Origin of the sequence: Bacteroides sp. B1-V-101, assembly GCF_023656585.1 — a bacterium.
In the GTDB taxonomy this organism is placed as follows: Bacteria; Bacteroidota; Bacteroidia; order Bacteroidales; family Bacteroidaceae; genus Bacteroides; species Bacteroides thetaiotaomicron.
Map to the genome: position 1 here is coordinate 367,887 of NZ_JAMOKH010000002.1, position 16,446 is coordinate 384,332.

General features: G+C 42.2%; 15 protein-coding genes. 10 read left to right on the forward strand and 5 right to left on the reverse strand.

All coding sequences use genetic code 11. From position 1 onward, the window contains the following. Positions 1 to 152: 152 nt before the first annotated feature. Complete coding sequence (locus NBH01_RS02935) at positions 153 to 1,664, reverse strand: GH3 auxin-responsive promoter family protein (RefSeq protein WP_022471678.1); 1,512 nt, start codon at positions 1,662 to 1,664, stop codon at positions 153 to 155. Positions 1,665 to 1,801: 137 nt separating this feature from the next. Between NBH01_RS02935 and NBH01_RS02940 the strand changes: the two genes are divergently transcribed. Next, the gene (locus tag NBH01_RS02940; RefSeq protein ID WP_008767561.1) at positions 1,802 to 2,812 is read left to right on the forward strand and encodes an ATP-dependent 6-phosphofructokinase; all 1,011 of its coding nucleotides are present in this window, start codon (positions 1,802 to 1,804) and stop codon (positions 2,810 to 2,812) included. A gap of 43 nt (positions 2,813 to 2,855) precedes the next feature. Here NBH01_RS02940 and rnc read toward each other — a convergent pair whose 3' ends face one another. Genes rnc through NBH01_RS02955 form a run of 3 tightly spaced genes read right to left on the reverse strand, consistent with a single transcriptional unit; the run spans position 2,856 to position 5,313 of the window. After that, on the reverse strand, positions 2,856 to 3,830 hold the full coding sequence (gene rnc / locus NBH01_RS02945) for a ribonuclease III (RefSeq protein ID WP_055301003.1): 975 nt from the start codon (positions 3,828 to 3,830) through the stop codon (positions 2,856 to 2,858). Continuing rightward, a complete protein-coding gene (fabF, locus tag NBH01_RS02950; RefSeq protein WP_016269300.1) occupies positions 3,796 to 5,058 on the reverse strand; it encodes a beta-ketoacyl-ACP synthase II in 1,263 nt (420 codons plus the stop codon). Before fabF ends, rnc begins: the two co-directional genes overlap by 35 nt. An 18-nt stretch (positions 5,059 to 5,076) precedes the next feature. Continuing rightward, positions 5,077 to 5,313, reverse strand: coding sequence for an acyl carrier protein (locus NBH01_RS02955; RefSeq protein ID WP_004291965.1), 237 nt, complete (start codon positions 5,311 to 5,313; stop codon positions 5,077 to 5,079). A 98-nt stretch (positions 5,314 to 5,411) separates the two neighbouring features. Between NBH01_RS02955 and purN the strand changes: the two genes are divergently transcribed. Then, the gene (gene purN / locus NBH01_RS02960) at positions 5,412 to 6,035 is read left to right on the forward strand and encodes a phosphoribosylglycinamide formyltransferase (RefSeq protein WP_048695941.1); all 624 of its coding nucleotides are present in this window, start codon (positions 5,412 to 5,414) and stop codon (positions 6,033 to 6,035) included. A gap of 66 nt (positions 6,036 to 6,101) precedes the next feature. Here the strand turns inward: purN and pdxB are convergent, their stop codons facing one another. Beyond that, positions 6,102 to 7,151 (reverse strand): 4-phosphoerythronate dehydrogenase PdxB, encoded by a 1,050-nt coding sequence (gene pdxB, locus NBH01_RS02965; protein WP_048695944.1) that lies wholly within the window; start codon positions 7,149 to 7,151, stop codon positions 6,102 to 6,104. A gap of 117 nt (positions 7,152 to 7,268) precedes the next feature. On the opposite strand from pdxB, the gene NBH01_RS02970 reads away from it, so the two are divergent. From NBH01_RS02970 to NBH01_RS03005, 8 genes are all read left to right on the forward strand, one after another. Further along, positions 7,269 to 7,874: a DUF4254 domain-containing protein gene (locus NBH01_RS02970; RefSeq protein WP_008767565.1), complete on the forward strand. Its 606-nt coding sequence runs from the start codon at positions 7,269 to 7,271 to the stop codon at positions 7,872 to 7,874. Positions 7,875 to 7,877: 3 nt separating this feature from the next. Next, the gene (locus NBH01_RS02975) at positions 7,878 to 8,909 is read left to right on the forward strand and encodes a glycosyltransferase family 9 protein (protein WP_061473284.1); all 1,032 of its coding nucleotides are present in this window, start codon (positions 7,878 to 7,880) and stop codon (positions 8,907 to 8,909) included. Positions 8,910 to 8,940: 31 nt separating this feature from the next. Then, complete coding sequence (locus NBH01_RS02980; RefSeq protein ID WP_074857703.1) at positions 8,941 to 9,915, forward strand: glycosyl transferase family 90; 975 nt, start codon at positions 8,941 to 8,943, stop codon at positions 9,913 to 9,915. A gap of 40 nt (positions 9,916 to 9,955) precedes the next feature. Next, entirely contained in the window at positions 9,956 to 10,699 is a 744-nt protein-coding gene (locus tag NBH01_RS02985; protein ID WP_032814211.1) for a BUD32 family EKC/KEOPS complex subunit, read from the forward strand. 20 nt (positions 10,700 to 10,719) lie between these two features. Continuing rightward, positions 10,720 to 12,759 carry a glycosyltransferase family 2 protein gene (locus tag NBH01_RS02990; protein WP_118307206.1) on the forward strand — a complete coding sequence of 680 codons (2,040 nt, stop codon included), beginning with the start codon at positions 10,720 to 10,722 and terminating at the stop codon, positions 12,757 to 12,759. Between the two features lie 162 nt (positions 12,760 to 12,921). Further along, positions 12,922 to 13,932 (forward strand): glycosyltransferase family 2 protein, encoded by a 1,011-nt coding sequence (locus tag NBH01_RS02995; RefSeq protein ID WP_008767570.1) that lies wholly within the window; start codon positions 12,922 to 12,924, stop codon positions 13,930 to 13,932. A 1-nt stretch (position 13,933) separates the two neighbouring features. Then, on the forward strand, positions 13,934 to 15,175 hold the full coding sequence (locus NBH01_RS03000) for a glycosyltransferase family 4 protein (RefSeq protein ID WP_250699971.1): 1,242 nt from the start codon (positions 13,934 to 13,936) through the stop codon (positions 15,173 to 15,175). Between the two features lie 25 nt (positions 15,176 to 15,200). Further along, entirely contained in the window at positions 15,201 to 16,442 is a 1,242-nt protein-coding gene (locus tag NBH01_RS03005) for a glycosyltransferase family 4 protein (protein ID WP_250699972.1), read from the forward strand. The last annotated feature ends 4 nt before the right edge of the window (positions 16,443 to 16,446 follow it).

Consider the following 16,446-nt stretch of genomic DNA (forward strand, 5'->3'; position numbering starts at 1 on the left):
ACAGAATCGACTCATTTTATTCTTTATCTGTTGCTTATAGCGTTGCAGATACCAGTTGCAAGCTGGTGATACAAAAAAAAGTCCCACAGTGCATATTATGTACACCGTAGGACACTTCCTGTCATATAATGATTTAATTTGTTCGGATAACTTTATTCATTGTTCAGCACCAGCATTGTTTCTATATACTCGCGTGTATTGCTTAATCTGGGCACTTTGTGCTGTCCGCCTAATTTCCCCTTCCTTGCCAGCCAGTCATGGAACAATCCCGGACGCGCAACGATGACTTCCAGTGGTTGCAGAGCAATATCTTTCCAACGCTTCGCCTCATAGTCCGAATTTACTTCTTTCAATGTAGCATCAAGTATTGCGGCAAATTTCTCTACGGAATCCGGCATCTTGGCAAATTCTATCAGCCATTGATGACGGCATTTGGCATGTTCGTCCATAAATACCGGTGCGGCAGAGTATTCGCTCACCTGTGCACCTGTCTCGGCACAAGCCTTAGCTAAGCCTTTTTCGGCATTATCTACAATCAGTTCTTCTCCAAAAGCATTGATGAAATGCTTCGTACGTCCTGTGATGACGAACTTATATGGGTTCTTGCTGGTAAACTTCACCGTATCACCGATCATGTATCGCCACAATCCGCAGGACGTAGAAATCACCATTGCGTAATTTTTGTTAAGCTCCACCTCTTCGAGGCAGTAAGCGCGTGGATTTTCCTTATCAACTTCTTCCAATGGAATGAACTCGTAGAAAATACCGTAGTCGATCATCAGCAACATGGCAGGGTCTGAAAGATCGTTCTGCGTACCAAAGTACCCTTCGGAAGCGTTGTAGGTCTCTACATAATGCATCTTCTTTGAGTGAATCACCTGTTTGTACTGCTCACGATAAGGGGTGAAAGCCACTCCGCCGTGGAAGAATACTTCCAGATTCGGCCACACTTCCTCCAGAGTTTGTTTGCCGGTCTTTTCGAGAATACGCTTGATAAGTACCAGCATCCATGAGGGTACACCGGACAAACTGGTCACATTGACCGGAATAGTACTGTTGGCTATTGCTTCTATTTTGGTTTCCCATTCGCTCATCAAAGCGATTTTCTTGCTCGGCACACGAATGAAATTGATTAACGGATTGACGTTCTGAATCAGAATCGCCGACAAGTCTCCCACCAAACTATGGTTGGAGTTGAGGTTCGGACTATGGCTGCCTCCCAGAATCAACCCTTTTCCCGAGAAAAAGTGACTGTCCGGATTGATGCGGAAGTAGAGTGCCGCAGCATCTTTACCGCCTCTATAGTGAATGTCTTCCAGAGCTTCTTTGCTGACAGGCAGGAATTTGCTTTTATCATTGGTCGTTCCGGATGATTTGGCAAACCAGCGTATTTCCGATGGCCAAAGCAGATTCTGTTCCCCCGCCCGCAAGCGTTCTACATAAGGCTTTATTTCCTCATAAGTCTGTATTGGAAGGCGGTTTCTGAAATCCTCATAGCTACGGATGGAGGCGTAGTCGTACTTTTTTCCCCACTCTGTCTGTGCAGCTTGGTTCACTAAGCGACTCAGCACACGGTGCTGTATCTCACTAGCCTGACTAGCATAAAGGTCTATTTGTTTTAAACGGGAATCGAAAGTCTTACTAATAATCTTTGTAATATTCATTTCTGCTTTAACATAATAATGTTTAGTCGTGCAAAAGTAACCTTATTTATCTTTTTTTTCTATCTTTACGACGGAAATAATCGTTAAAATTTGGCGACTTTTCTTGAATCCCGAGTTTCTGACTAAAAAAAACGACAATGAGAATTGGAATCCTGACTTCCGGAGGAGACTGCCCCGGTATAAATGCCACTATTCGTGGCGTGTGCAAAACTGCCATCAATCACTATGGGATGGAAGTAATAGGAATTCATAGTGGTTTTCAAGGTTTGCTGACAAAAGACATCGAATCCTTTACTGATAAATCCTTATCCGGATTGTTGAACCAAGGGGGTACGATGTTGGGTACTTCGCGCGAGAAACCTTTTAAAAAAGGAGGCGTCGTCTCGGATGTCGACAAGCCGGCACTGATTCTTCAGAATATTCAGGAAATGGGACTGGATTGTGTCGTCTGCATCGGAGGAAACGGAACGCAGAAAACTGCCGCTAAATTTGCCGCAATGGGCGTCAACATCGTATCAGTCCCCAAAACCATTGATAATGATATTTGGGGAACGGATATTTCCTTTGGATTTGACTCCGCTGTGAGCATCGCTACGGATGCCATCGACCGCTTGCATTCTACCGCCAGTTCGCACAAAAGAGTGATGGTTATTGAAGTGATGGGGCATAAAGCCGGCTGGATTGCCCTGTATTCGGGCATGGCAGGTGGCGGCGACGTCATTCTTGTCCCCGAAATCCCTTACAACATCAAGAATATAGGAAATACAATCCTCGAAAGACTGAAAAAAGGTAAACCCTATTCTATCGTAGTGGTGGCAGAAGGCATCTTGACGGATGGTCGGAAACGTGCTGCGGAATACATCGCACAGGAAATAGAATATGAAACGGGTATCGAAACACGTGAAACCGTATTAGGATATATTCAGCGTGGTGGTTCGCCTACTCCTTTTGACCGTAATCTGTCTACCCGTATGGGAGGACACGCGACAGAATTGATTGCTAACGGGCAATTCGGGCGTATGATTGCTTTAAAAGGAGATGACATTTCATCCATCCCTCTTGAAGAAGTGGCCGGTAAATTGAAGTTGGTAACTGAAGATCACGATTTAGTAATTCAAGGCCGCCGTATGGGGATTTGTTTCGGTTAACTTATAATTTACTCTTTTATCGTTAGGATGGTAGTTGGAGTTATCATGCCTTTTCAGTTTCTGTTGCTTCGACCTCATTAACAGTCGTTTCGACTTCATTTGCAGCCGTTTCCACTTCCGGTGTTTCGGTCTCCAAGGTATCCGGTTCCATGGCTTCCGACTCAGTCAATTCGGGCTCAACCAACTCTGTGTCCACTTCTGACGGCATCGAATGCTGCAACTTCGCTTCATTGACTGTATCCATAAATGTCTGGTCTTTCACCTTCTTGATAGCCATTTGCGCGGCATTCTGCTGAGACTCTTTCTTGGAATAGCCCGTACCGGTTCCGGCAGGAAGCCCTTCGATACGAACCTCTGTCTGGAAGACGGGATTACTGTCATGGTCGAGGAACTGCTCGATCAACTCAAAGGAAACCTCCATCTTGTTCTTCTGGCTCCATTCGATAAGCTTGGACTTGAAGTTAACTTCTTTGCGGGATATTTTGTCCAGATCAATATAACGGTTGATGATCCGCTGCTCCATAAACTGCTTGCAACGTTCATACCCCTGATCAAGATAAATGGCTCCGATAAATGCTTCGAAAGCATTCCCGTACATATAACTGTTGTGGGAAGAGGAGCGGGTAGAATATTTGATAAGTTTGTCCAGACCGATCTCCACGGCTAACTTGTTCAAAGTCTCCCGTTGTACGATCTTGGAACGTGTGTTTGTCAGGAAACCTTCCCGTTTCCCTTCGAAACGTTTATAGACAATATCTCCTACGATGGCGTCGAGGATGGCGTCACCCAAAAACTCCAGCCGTTCGTTGTTCAGCGGACGTCCCTTCTCGGAGCGGACGGCAGATGACTTGTGCAGGAGCGCTTGTTCGTAAATCTGGATATTGTGCGGATAAAATCCGAGTATCCGGTAAAAACAAAGATAAGACTCTCTGTCTTTGCGGAACAGGAGTCTTATCTTATCTATTTGGTTACGTAACACGATTTTACTCAGCGTATTTCTTGAAGATAACGCACGCATTGTGACCACCGAATCCAAATGTATTGGACAGGGCAACATTAACCTCACGTTTCTGAGCTTTGTTGAACGTGAAATTAAGGTCGTAGTCAATGTTCTCGTCGTTGTCACCTTCTTCGTGGTTGATAGTCGGAGGAACAATGCCGTTCTTGATGGCAAGGATGCTTGCGATAGATTCTACTGCGCCGGCAGCTCCCAGCAAGTGACCAGTCATTGATTTTGTAGAACTGATGTTCAGTTCGTATGCGTGATCACCGAATACTTCCTTAATTGCTTTCGCTTCAGAAATATCACCTACCGGGGTAGATGTTCCGTGAACGTTGATGTAATCTACTTCTTTCGGATCCATTTCTGCATCTTCCAGAGCGTTCAGCATTACCAGTTTGGCACCAAGACCTTCCGGATGGGAAGCTGTCAGGTGATGAGCATCTGCAGACATGCCTACACCGGCAACTTCTGCATAGATTTTCGCACCACGGGCCTTAGCGTGTTCCAGTTCTTCCAAAATCAGGCAACCGCCACCTTCGCCCATGATGAAGCCGTCACGGCTTGCGCTGAATGGACGTGAAGCCTTGCTAGGCTCATCGTTGCGTGTTGACAGAGCATGCATAGCGTTGAAACCGCCTACGCCTGCAGGGAAGATGGCTGCTTCCGAACCACCGGATACGATTACGTTTGCTTTACCCAGACGAATCAGGTTGAAGGCATCCGCAATGGCATTGGTAGAAGTAGCACATGCTGAACAAGTCGCGTAGTTAGGACCATGGAAGCCATACATGATAGAAATCTGTCCGGCAGCAATATCCGAGATCATCTTCGGGATGAAGAACGGATTGAACTTGGGACCTATTTCCTTGTGAGTGTAGTAGTTGCCTACTTCTTCCTCGAATGTATGTATACCACCGATACCGGCGCCAAAAATAACACCGATTCTGTTCAAATCTTCTTTTTCGACGTCAAGACCGGAGTCCGATACCGCTTCTTTGGCAACAGCGACAGCATACTGAGTGTATAAGTCCATCTTTCTTGCCTCTTTGCGGTCGATATATTTAGTTACATCGAAGTTTTTCACTTCGCATGCAAACTGGGTCTTGAATTGCGACGCATCAAAATGAGTAATAGGCCCTGCTCCACTAACCCCGTTCACTAGATTTTCCCAGAATTCGGGTACATCATTGCCAACAGGAGTAATGGCGCCAAGGCCTGTTACTACCACTCTTTTTAATTCCATATTGATGAAATCGGATAATTACTTAGCGTGTTCTTCGATATAAGATACAGCATCACCTACAGTACCAATCTTTTCTGCTTGGTCATCAGGAATAGAGATACCGAATTCTTTTTCGAATTCCATGATAAGTTCTACAGTGTCAAGAGAATCTGCTCCCAGATCGTTAGTGAAGCTTGCTTCGTTAGTAACTTCTGATTCTTCTACGCCTAATTTATCAACGATAATCGCTTTTACTCTTGATGCAATTTCAGACATAACTTTAAGTTTTTAATTAATAATTAGTTTTATTTCTTTAAATTTGCGGTGCAAAGGAATGAATATTTATCGTTTTGCGCAAATATTTGACTAAATAAATGCAGTCTTTTGCACATTTTTCACTGTTTTGTGCATTGAATTCGAGTATAATGAAGAAAAACATCGCCATTTTCGCTTCCGGTTCCGGCTCAAATGCCGAGAATCTCATCCGGTATTTCCAGAAGAGCGACTCCGTTGAGGTGTCGTTAGTACTTTCTAATAAAAGTGATGCCTACGTTTTGGAACGTGCGTATCGTTTGAAAGTGCCCTGTAACGTGTTCCCGAAGGAGGACTGGACAGCCGGAGATGAAATTCTGGCTATTTTGCAGGAATATCGCATTGACTTTATCGTGCTGGCAGGTTTCCTTGTCCGCGTGCCGGATTTGCTTTTGCATGCTTATCCCGATAAAATCATAAATATACATCCTGCTCTCCTGCCCAAGTTCGGCGGAAAAGGTATGTATGGCGACAAAGTTCACCAAGCCGTAGTGGCTGCGGGCGAAAAAGAAACTGGCATTACTATACATTATATTAATGAGCACTACGACGAAGGAAGCATCATCTTCCAAGCCACCTGCCCCGTACTTCCCGATGACTCACCCGAAGAGGTGGCTAAAAAAGTACACGCTTTGGAGTATGAGCATTTCCCACATGTTGTAGAAGAAGTAATAAGTAATAGGTAATAAGTAATAATCGTAGTTACTTTGGTACCGTGCCCGTTCGCTAGATATCCGCATGGCTATTACTTATTACCTATTACTTATTACCTGCATATACGCCTTCGCTTCTCTCCTCAACGGGTAATCTCCCCGTAAGGTTTCGAATAGTTCCGGATGGGATTTTAATCGGTTGCTGTCTTCGATGGGATTGTACATTTTCAGCAGAGCTTCTTCACGGTCTTTTGCTTCGATAATAGGCGAAGATGGGGCGGGAGGGGTGATTTCATAAGTTGCGCCTAGGTGGAAGAAACGGCAGATGGAGTCCAGCGACATTCGGGTGGCATTTGCTTTTCCGTCGGCAGAGTATCCGGCGATATGTGGGGTGCCTATCAGTACCTTTTCTAATAATTTACGGTTGATTTCCGGTTCATGTTCCCATACGTCGATTACTGCGTCCGAGATTGTACCGTTGTTGATGGCTTCCAGCAGGGCGTTTGTTTCGATCACTTCTCCTCTTGAAGTGTTGATGACAACAGGCTTCCGTTGGAGAGACCGGAAGAAATTCTCGTCTGCCAGATGGTACGTTTTATATTTCCCTTCCTTATATAAAGGTACGTGAAAGGTGATGATATCACATTCTTCGGCTATTTTCTCTAGTGAGGTGAAGGTAATGTTTCCTTCTTTCTCTTCTCTTGGCAAGTCGTTCAGTAGTACACGCATACCGAAATCCTGTGCGACTTTGGCCACCTTGCTTCCTACATTACCTACACCGATAATGCCGATCGTCAGTTCGTCCGGCTTTTTATTCCGAAGAGATTTCCAGATCAGAAGAGAGGATTGTATATACTGAGCCACCGAGGCGGAATTGCATCCCGGGGCATTCGCCCACTCGATACCCGCCTGCTTGCAGTATTCGGTGTCGATATGGTCAAATCCGATGGTTGCTGTGGCGATAAATTTTACTTTGCTGCCTTCCAGCAATTCGCGGTTGCAGTGAGTGCGGGTCCGGATGATGAGTGCGTCCGCATCCTGTACCAGTTTCCGTGTAAAATCCTTTCCCGGTGCGTAGATTACCTCTTCGGCAATTTTCTCTGCTGCCTCTTTTATATAAGGTATCTTATCATCTATAATAATTTTCATATACAATTCCTTTTTTACTCAGACAAAGGTAAGAAATAAAAAAGTAAGAAACGGTTGCTTGTCTGAAAAATATTACATAGCTTTGTCCTATTATACATCTATTAGCTAGTTAAGATTATGACATTTAGTAACCTTTGCAATGATATTTTTTGGAAATCGACGACAGATTACCATGTGACGGACAGCGTAGATGCGCCGATGAACAATCCTTACGAGTTGAAGTCGATAGAGTATTATTTGTATCTGAAAAACTGGATTGATGCCGTACAATGGCATTTCGAAGATATCATCCGTGACCCGCATATTGATCCGGTGGCAGCCGTAGCTTTAAAGAGAAGAATCGATAAATCCAATCAGGACCGTACGGATCTGGTGGAGTTGATCGATAGCTATTTTCTTGATCGATATAAGGATGTAAAGCCGCTGGCAGATGCTACCATCAATACGGAAAGTCCTGCCTGGGCAGTAGACCGTCTCTCTATTCTTGCTTTGAAAATTTACCACATGCAGCAAGAAGTGGAACGTACGGATACGACGGAAGAACATCGTGCACAATGCCAGGTAAAACTGGATATTCTGCTGGAACAACGGAAAGACCTTTCTTCGGCTATCGACCAGCTGCTGGCTGACATCGAGGCAGGGAAGAAGTATATGAAAGTATATAAACAGATGAAGATGTATAATGACCCGGCGCTGAATCCGGTGCTTTATGCAAAAAAATAACGAATGGCGCGTATTCTCATTATCCGTTTCTCGGCTCTTGGCGATGTAGCCATGACGATACCGGTAGTACATTCGCTGGCAGTACAATATCCTCAACTTGAAATTACTGTGTTGAGTCGTGCTGTGTGGCAACCGCTTTTTCAGGGACTTCCTGCAAATGTGAGTTTTATCGGTGCTGACCTGACGGGTAAACATAAAGGATTATGGGGGTTGAACACCCTTTATTCGGAACTGAAAGCAAAGTGTTTCGACTATGTGGCAGATTTTCATCATGTACTTCGTACGAAATACTTGTGTCTGAGGTTCCGGCTGGCTAATATACCTGTGGCATCTATCTATAAAGGTAGAGTGGGAAAAGAAAAATTAGTCCGCCGCCGGCATAAAGTATTGGAGAACCAGAAAAGTTCTTTCCGTCGTTATGCCGATGTGCTGGAGAAACTGGGTTTTCCTGTATTGTTGAATTTTTCTTCGATTTATGGAGATGAAAAAGGAAACTTTGCAGAGATAGAACCTGTCACAGGCGCAAAAGATAATTTGAAATGGATTGGTATAGCTCCTTTTGCCAAGCACATGGGTAAGATATACCCTATTGAATTGCAGGAGCAGGTAGTAGCCCATTTTGCCACCGATCCGAAGGTGAAGGTTTTCCTTTTCGGAGGTGGCAAGAGTGAACAGGAAGTATTCGATGGCTGGGTGGCGAAATATCCTACCGTCGTTTCTATGATTGGTAAGTTGAATATGCGTACCGAACTGAATCTAATGAGTCATCTGGATGTGATGCTCTCGATGGATTCGGCGAATATGCATCTGGCTTCGCTGGTCAACATTCCGGTGATCTCTGTTTGGGGAGCTACTCATCCATATGCCGGGTTTATGGGATGGAAACAGTTGCCGGTCAATACGGTACAGCTTGACCTGTCATGCCGTCCCTGCTCCGTATACGGACAGAAACCATGCTGGCGGGGCGATTATGCCTGCCTGAGAGAAATAAAACCCGAACAGGTGATAGCGAAGATTGAAGGAATAATCAATTAGGAGCCAGGTACTCCTGAGATATGGAACAAGAATGAAGAATAAACTTTTATATAAGTTGCGTAGCGGGAAGAATCCTAAGTTCATTTACTATTCGGTAAATGCTCTCAGACTGGTCATTCCGAAAGGCATTTTCCGGCTACGGTTACAAGGAAAGTTGTCTTCACTATCCCGCCGGAAGGACAAGGATTATATAGAACGTCGCGTTGACTATTATAACAAACTTTCCGGAACGGTGCAATTACCTTCTTCTGCTCCGCATCTTTCAGAGCACAAGATGAGCAAACAAAAAGTGTATTTCTTTGATACTTATCAATATACCCGCTGGTTTTCTGATCAGTTTCAGTGGGGCTTTTGTCCCGGTGATGTGACATTTGTTCCCGACTATCCCTCTATTGTGAAAAGTCGTCCGCTGACAGATGATAACGTGAATTCGATTGTGATGAAACTGGATAAGGTTCGTCATTTTATATTTGTGGACGACAAGAAGGCTTTTACTGAGAAGAAAAATATGGTAATCTTTCGTGGAAAGGTAAAAGGAAAACCTTCCAGAAAGCTTTTTATGGAAATGTATTTTCATCATCCGATGTGCGATCTGGGAGATGTTAGCAAAAATACGACTGATCCGGCAGAGTGGCGTACGGAGAAGAAAACGATTAATGAGCATTTGGATTATAAATTCATAATGGCTCTTGAAGGAATCGATGTGGCCAGCAACCTGAAATGGGTGATGTCATCAAATTCAATAGCAGTGATGCCCCGGCCTACCTGTGAGACATGGTTTATGGAAGGCACGCTTATTCCCAATTATCATTATATTGAAATAAAACCGGATTTCTCTGATCTGGAGGAACGGTTGAATTACTATATAGAGCATGTAGACGAATCATTGGAGATCATCAGACATGCCCATGAATATGTGTCCCAGTTTAAAGATAAGAGAAGAGAAAATTTGATATCACTGCTTGTGTTGGATAAATATTTTAAGATGACCGGGCAAAAGAGTTGAGAGATGAAGAGAAGTATGACCATTCTTGTTTTTTCGTAAGATGAAAATAATGATTAACCCCAAATACGAATATCTGAGAGAATATGTAGAACGTATTCCGAAAGATTTTGAGACAATAGGAACGGTAATTCATTCCGGGCGAAATTTGATAAAGATGATCACGGTGGATGGATTGGATATTAACGTGAAACGGTATACGATACCTCCACTGATAAATCGGATCGCTTATGCTTTCTTTCGCCCTTCGAAAGGGAAACGGGCTTTTGTTTATCCGGAGAAACTGTTGGAGAAAGGGTTTGAAACCCCATGTCCTATTGCCTATATAGAAGAGACAAAAATGGGTTTGATTGGTCATTCATATTTTATGAGCATACAATCTCCCTATCGATATAATTTTTGCCAGTTTGGCAATGCGGATATAAAAAGCTGCGAAGATGTAGTGACCGCTTTTGCGGAATTTACAGCGCGTTTGCATGAAGCCGGAATTCTGCATTTGGACTATTCCCCGGGAAATATCCTGTATGACAAGATAGGAGAGGAATATCATTTCTCACTGGTGGATATTAACAGAATGCATTTTGGCGAAGTGGATATTAAGAAAGGTTGTGCGAATTTTGCCCGTTTATGGGGGCAGACACCCTTCTTCATCTTGTTGGGAAAAGAATATGCCCGTTCGAGAGGGATGGATGAAGAAGAATGTGTGCGTTTGATTCTGCATTACAGAAAGAAATTCTGGAACAGATATCGTCGCAGACATCAGGTCTGGTTTCAGTTGGATATTTAATGGCTAAAGGAGGGTAATTAATGATAGTAGCTTTTGAAAATAATGTTGTTTGTTCGGATGAAAAAGTACGGGACTACTTGCTGGCTCATCATGCTGACTTGAAAGAAGATCAGGATGAGGACGCATTATGTCTGGTTCGTTTGCATAAGGAGGAAGACATTGATGGCACTGATCGTGTGGACTTAGCCGGATGGAGGGAGATTTCGAGAGAACTTTATTGGGCTGGGGAACAGATGGAGTGCAATTATTCTATTATCCGTTTTAGCCGGAAGACTACTTCTTTGCAGATGTCGGTCGTACTGTCAACCTGCAACCAGCTTGAATGGCTGGAGAAGGTGTTGTGGGGATATGAAGCCCAGGATACTAAGAACTTTGAATTGATTGTTGCCGATGATGGTTCGCGGAAAGAAACTTATGATATGTTGCAGAGGATAACTCCGCAATTATCCTTTCAGGTGAAGCATGTATGGCACGAAGATAAAGGATTCCGTAAGTGCGATATTCTGAATAAAGGCATACTGGCTGCGCAAGCAGATTACCTGCTTTTCAGTGATGGCGATTGTATTCCACGTAAAGACTTCGTCTCAACTCACCTGTGTCTTCGCCGTAAAGGACGTTTCCTGTCCGGCGGATATCATAAGTTGAGTATGGATTTGTCGAAAGATATTACAAAGGACGATATATTATCCGGCAGATGTTTTGATCTGCAATGGATGAGAGGAAAAGGGATGCCTGCCTCTTTTAAAAATAATAAACTGACTGCTACAGGATTTAAAAGGTGGGCATTAAATACATTTACTCCTACCAAAGCAAGCTGGAACGGGCATAACGCTTCCGGTTGGCTAAGCGATATTCTGGCTGTGAATGGTTTTGATGAGCGTATGCAGTACGGTGGACAAGACCGTGAATTTGGAGAACGTCTGGAGAACTATGGAATTCATGGTATGCAGATACGTTACTCTACCGTATGCCTCCATTTGGATCATGCAAGAGGGTATAAGACGAAAGACTCTATTCAGAAGAACCGGAATATACGAAAGCATACTCGTGGAGCAAAGGTTCAATGGGCTTCTCTGGGCATTGTAAAGGATGAACTGAGAGGTCAGTCTGTGAAGGTGAACAGTTATTATGATCGCTATATACGGGAAGAAGAGAAGCTGACTTCCTATAAGGAAAAAGGAGGATTTTACCGACATATCTATTCTTTGCCTTGCAGGTGGAGAAGAGCAAAGTATCATGATAAAGTGGTGCGTGCTTATCAGCAAGACACTGATGCTCCGACATTATCGAACCATTCGGGAGTCATTGTCTCGTTGACGACGTTTCCTCCCCGTATCTCTCAGCTTCATTTGATGTTGAAATCAATTCTGTGGCAGACTTGTCCGCCCGAAAAGATAATTGTATGGTTGTCGGAACAGGAGTTCCCCGGACGGTTGAATGATCTGCCGGAAGAACTTAGAAGATTGATGGCTAAAGGAATAGAATTCAGATTTGTGTCTGAGAATTTCCGTTCACATAAGAAGTATCATTATGTTTTCCGTGAATATCCGGATAGTAAAGTGATAACAGTGGATGATGATTTGATTTATCCCCGGAATACGGTTGAGCGTTTGCTTTCCTTATCGTATCAGTATCCGGATACAGTTTGCGGAAACGTTATCCGGAAGATTCATATGGATGGAAATTCTTTTTCGGTATATAGAAAGTGGACGAAAGTGTTTACGATGTCGGTGAATAGCTCTTTGCAGAATGTGGCAATCGGATGTGGCGGGATTTATTATCCTCCCCATTGGTATGGAGAGGAGTTGTTTGACTGGAAAATAATCAGTGAACATTGTCCGTCTGCGGATGATTTATGGTTGAAAGCGAATGAATTAAAGAGGCGGGTCAAGGTGACAGGAGGGGGTGAATTCTATCCCCGGCCGATAGAGTTGCCTCAAACGCAGAATAATAGCTTACAAAAGAAAAATAATGGGAAAACTAACCTGAATGATAAACAGTGGAAATCTTTGAATGAACTTTGGAAACTAGACGAATTATACTGTATAAATGGCAAATAAGAGGTAATTGTTTGATTTGAGAGTGTTTAGATTGTATTATCGAATCACATACAAGTGTGAAATTTATTTAAAATAGAGGGTAGTTTTGCAGTATTTCTTGTTATATAGCATTCTATATAGAAGGGGCTGCAGTAAAAATAAAAAGTTGACAAGTAGAATAATATGAATACTAATATCTCTGGACCATTGATTAGTCTTATAGTGCCTGTTTATAATGTAAAGGACTATTTGAAGACTTGTCTGCAATCTATATTGGAGCAGACCTATAAGAACCTTGAGATTATCTTAGTTGATGATGGTTCTGACGACGGCTCTTCCGGTATCTGCGATGAGTATGCGCGTATGGATCAGCGCATTAAGACTATTCATTTGCCTCATAGTGGGGTGAGTGCTGCCCGTAATGCTGGTTTGGCTGCAGCTACGGGAGAGCTCTTGGGCTTTGTTGACAGTGATGACTGGATTGATCATGATATGTATCAGTATCTTTACACCTTGATGCAAGAGCATGATGCAGATGTTTCTGCTTGTACTTATCTTCTTGAGCAGGAGGGAAGACCTTCTAAAATAATCAACAACACGGGTAAGCTGTATGTTTTCTCCAGAAAGGAGATTATACGTGCTTTGGTAAAGAATGACTTGGTAAAGAACTATTTATGGGCGAAGCTCTTTAAACGTAAATTGTTTGACCGCCTTTCATTCCCTGTCGGACGGGTTTATGAGGACGTAGCTGTATTATATAAAGTATTTTATAGCTCTCAGAAAGTGGTATTGAGTTGTGTCTCTAAATACCATTATATGATTCATAAGAATGAAAGCATTACTCGTGGTGGTTATGATCCGGTAAAGGAATATCATTACTTCCTGAGTCTTTATGAACAGGATAAGTTTATTCAGAATGCGGAACTTGGAGGTGAATCTTCCGTTGGCGTACTTAAGAGAGGGATTCATTTGATTAACCATACTTTATTGTGCCCTCCGTCACCGGCTTTTGAGGATATCATAGATGAAACGATGTTGAAAATGCGTGAATATCGTCATATTACTCCTTGGCAACTAGGCCCGAGTATGTCAATCAAACGATATTTTATGTGTAAACACTTCGGTTTTTATAGGATGCTATATCGTGGTTATCGTGCTATATTTAAGAGAAAGCACAAATTGTTGATTGACTAGAATGACTAAGGAAAAGATAGCTTTTATAGTAGTTCGTTATGGAAAAGATATAAACGGAGGTGCTGAATATCATTGTCGTATGCTGGCCGAAAGGCTGGTTAACGATTATGATGTTGAAGTATTGACTACGTGTGTCAAGAATTATGTTACCGGTGATAATGAATATCCTGAAGGAGAAGAAATCCTGAATGGAGTTTTGGTACGTCGATTCTATTCAGATCCTGTTGAACCGGACCTACATAAGAGCTATGTCAGGCAGGCGGCTCCGGCAAAGAAGTGGAGGCACTTCTTGTACAGATGTCGTCTTTTGAAGCCTTTGTCTTATGTGAAACCGATTTGGCATTATAAAGAACAAGAAGAAATAAAGGCCTTGAATAGTCAGGTTTTTTATTCATCTTCAATGTATGCTTTTATAAGAGAGAATAAAGCTTCTTATAGAGCATTCATTCCGCTTTCCTTTTTCCCTCATACTTATTATACTGCACTATATGCACCGGAGAAGACGATTCTGATTCCTACTATGCATAATAACGGCTCATCCTTTCGTTCTATTATTACTTCTGTTTTCTATGAGGTTGCCTATATTGGATTTAATATAGAGGCAGAACAGAAATTGGTAGAGAATATAGTTGGAAAGCCTTTGGCTGCTCATGGCATTATTAGTGTAGGTATAGAGAAGACGAAAGCTGCTGATTGGGAGCAAACAAAGGTAAAATATAATTTGCCGGAAGATTATCTATTGTATGTAGGGAGAATTGATGCTATAAAGTTGAATAATATAGTTGATTATTTTTTAAGCTATAAAAAGAAATATGTAGATTCTCGATTAAAGCTAGTTTTAGTCGGAGGTATTTTTGGAAAGACAGTCGAACATCCGGATATAATTTACACAGGTTTTGTTGATGATGCGGAGAAAGTAGCGATTCAGTTGAATGCTAAAGTAATAGTGAATCCTTCCAGATATGAAAGTTTATCACTTATTTTACTTGAAACGATGAGCGAAGGTAAGGCGATGTTGGTCAATGGCAGGTGTAATGTGTTGAGAGAACATTGTGAAAAGAGCAATTATGCAGCTTTGTATTATATGAATCGTAGAGATTTTATGCGAAAATTGCATAACCTTGAGAACTCAGAAACATTACGTCAACAGATGGGAGAGAAAGGGCGTCACTATGTTCAGGAGAATTATAATTGGGAGATGATTATAGGACGGATGAAAAATGTGATTCAGATGCTCTCATAAGTAGAATGTTGTATTAAGGGAAGCTATGAAGAAAGAGAAAGTTGCTTTTGTTGTTGTCAGATATGGCAAAAATATAAATGGCGGGGCTGAATATCATTGTCAGATGTTAGCAGAACGGTTAGTATCTGATTATGATGTGGAAGTACTTACTACCTGTGTCAGAGATGTTGCGACAGGCGAAAATATATATCCGGAAGGTGAGGAAGAATGGAATGGAGTGGTGATTCGTCGTTTTAGGACGAATCCTGTTCAGCGTGAAAAGGAACGCTATTTCGCAAAGAAGGCTAAACCAGCAAGAAAACTACGCCAGTTCCTTTTTAAATTAGGAATCTTGAAATACTTGTCTTATTTGATTCCTATATGGACCTACAAGAATGATGATGAAGTGCAGGCGATGAAGAGTGATAAATTCTATTCGTCCACATTGAATGATTATATTCGTGATCATATAGATGAATATAAAGCATTTATAGCAATGTCTTCTGATTATGTCACCTTTTATTACACTGCATTGTATGCAGGTAGAAAAACAATAGCTATTCCTACAATGCATAATATGGGTATTTCTTTCCGTTCTGTATTAACATCTGCTTTTTCAAAGATAGCTTATGTTGGTTTTAATACCGGAGAGGAACAGAGGCTTGCTGAAAATATTCTGGGTAAGGCTTTGGGGGCTCATGGGATATTGAGTGTAGGAATAGAGGAGTCTTTATCCGCAGATTGGGCGATGACAAAAGAGAAGTTTCAATTACCAGAGAAATATTTGTTATATATTGGTCGTATTACTCCTAAAAAGATTCATCGTTTACTTACATATTTTGTGAATTATAAGAAGAAATATTCAGATTCAACATTAAGATTAGTATTGGTAGGTGGGCTGGCTATGGAGCGATTTGAGCATCCTGATGTTATATACACAGGCTTTGTCAGTGATGAAGAGAAAATGTCAATTCTACAGCATGCCGAAATTGTAGTAAATCCTTCTCGTTATGAAAGCCTTTCTTTAATACTTTTAGAGGCTATGAGTCAAAAGAGGCCAATGCTTGTAAACGGACATTGTAAAGTTTTGAAAGAACATTGTTTAAAAAGTGATTTTGCTTCTTTTTATTACATGAATAATCGCGGGTTTAATCAGGCACTTCGACGGATTGAACAATCGGAAGATTTGAGAGAGGAGATGGGAGAGAAAGGTGTATTTTATGTGAAATCGAACTATAATTGGACTTTGATTATGGGGCGCTTAAAGCAAGCTATCAAGAGTATCTAAATCT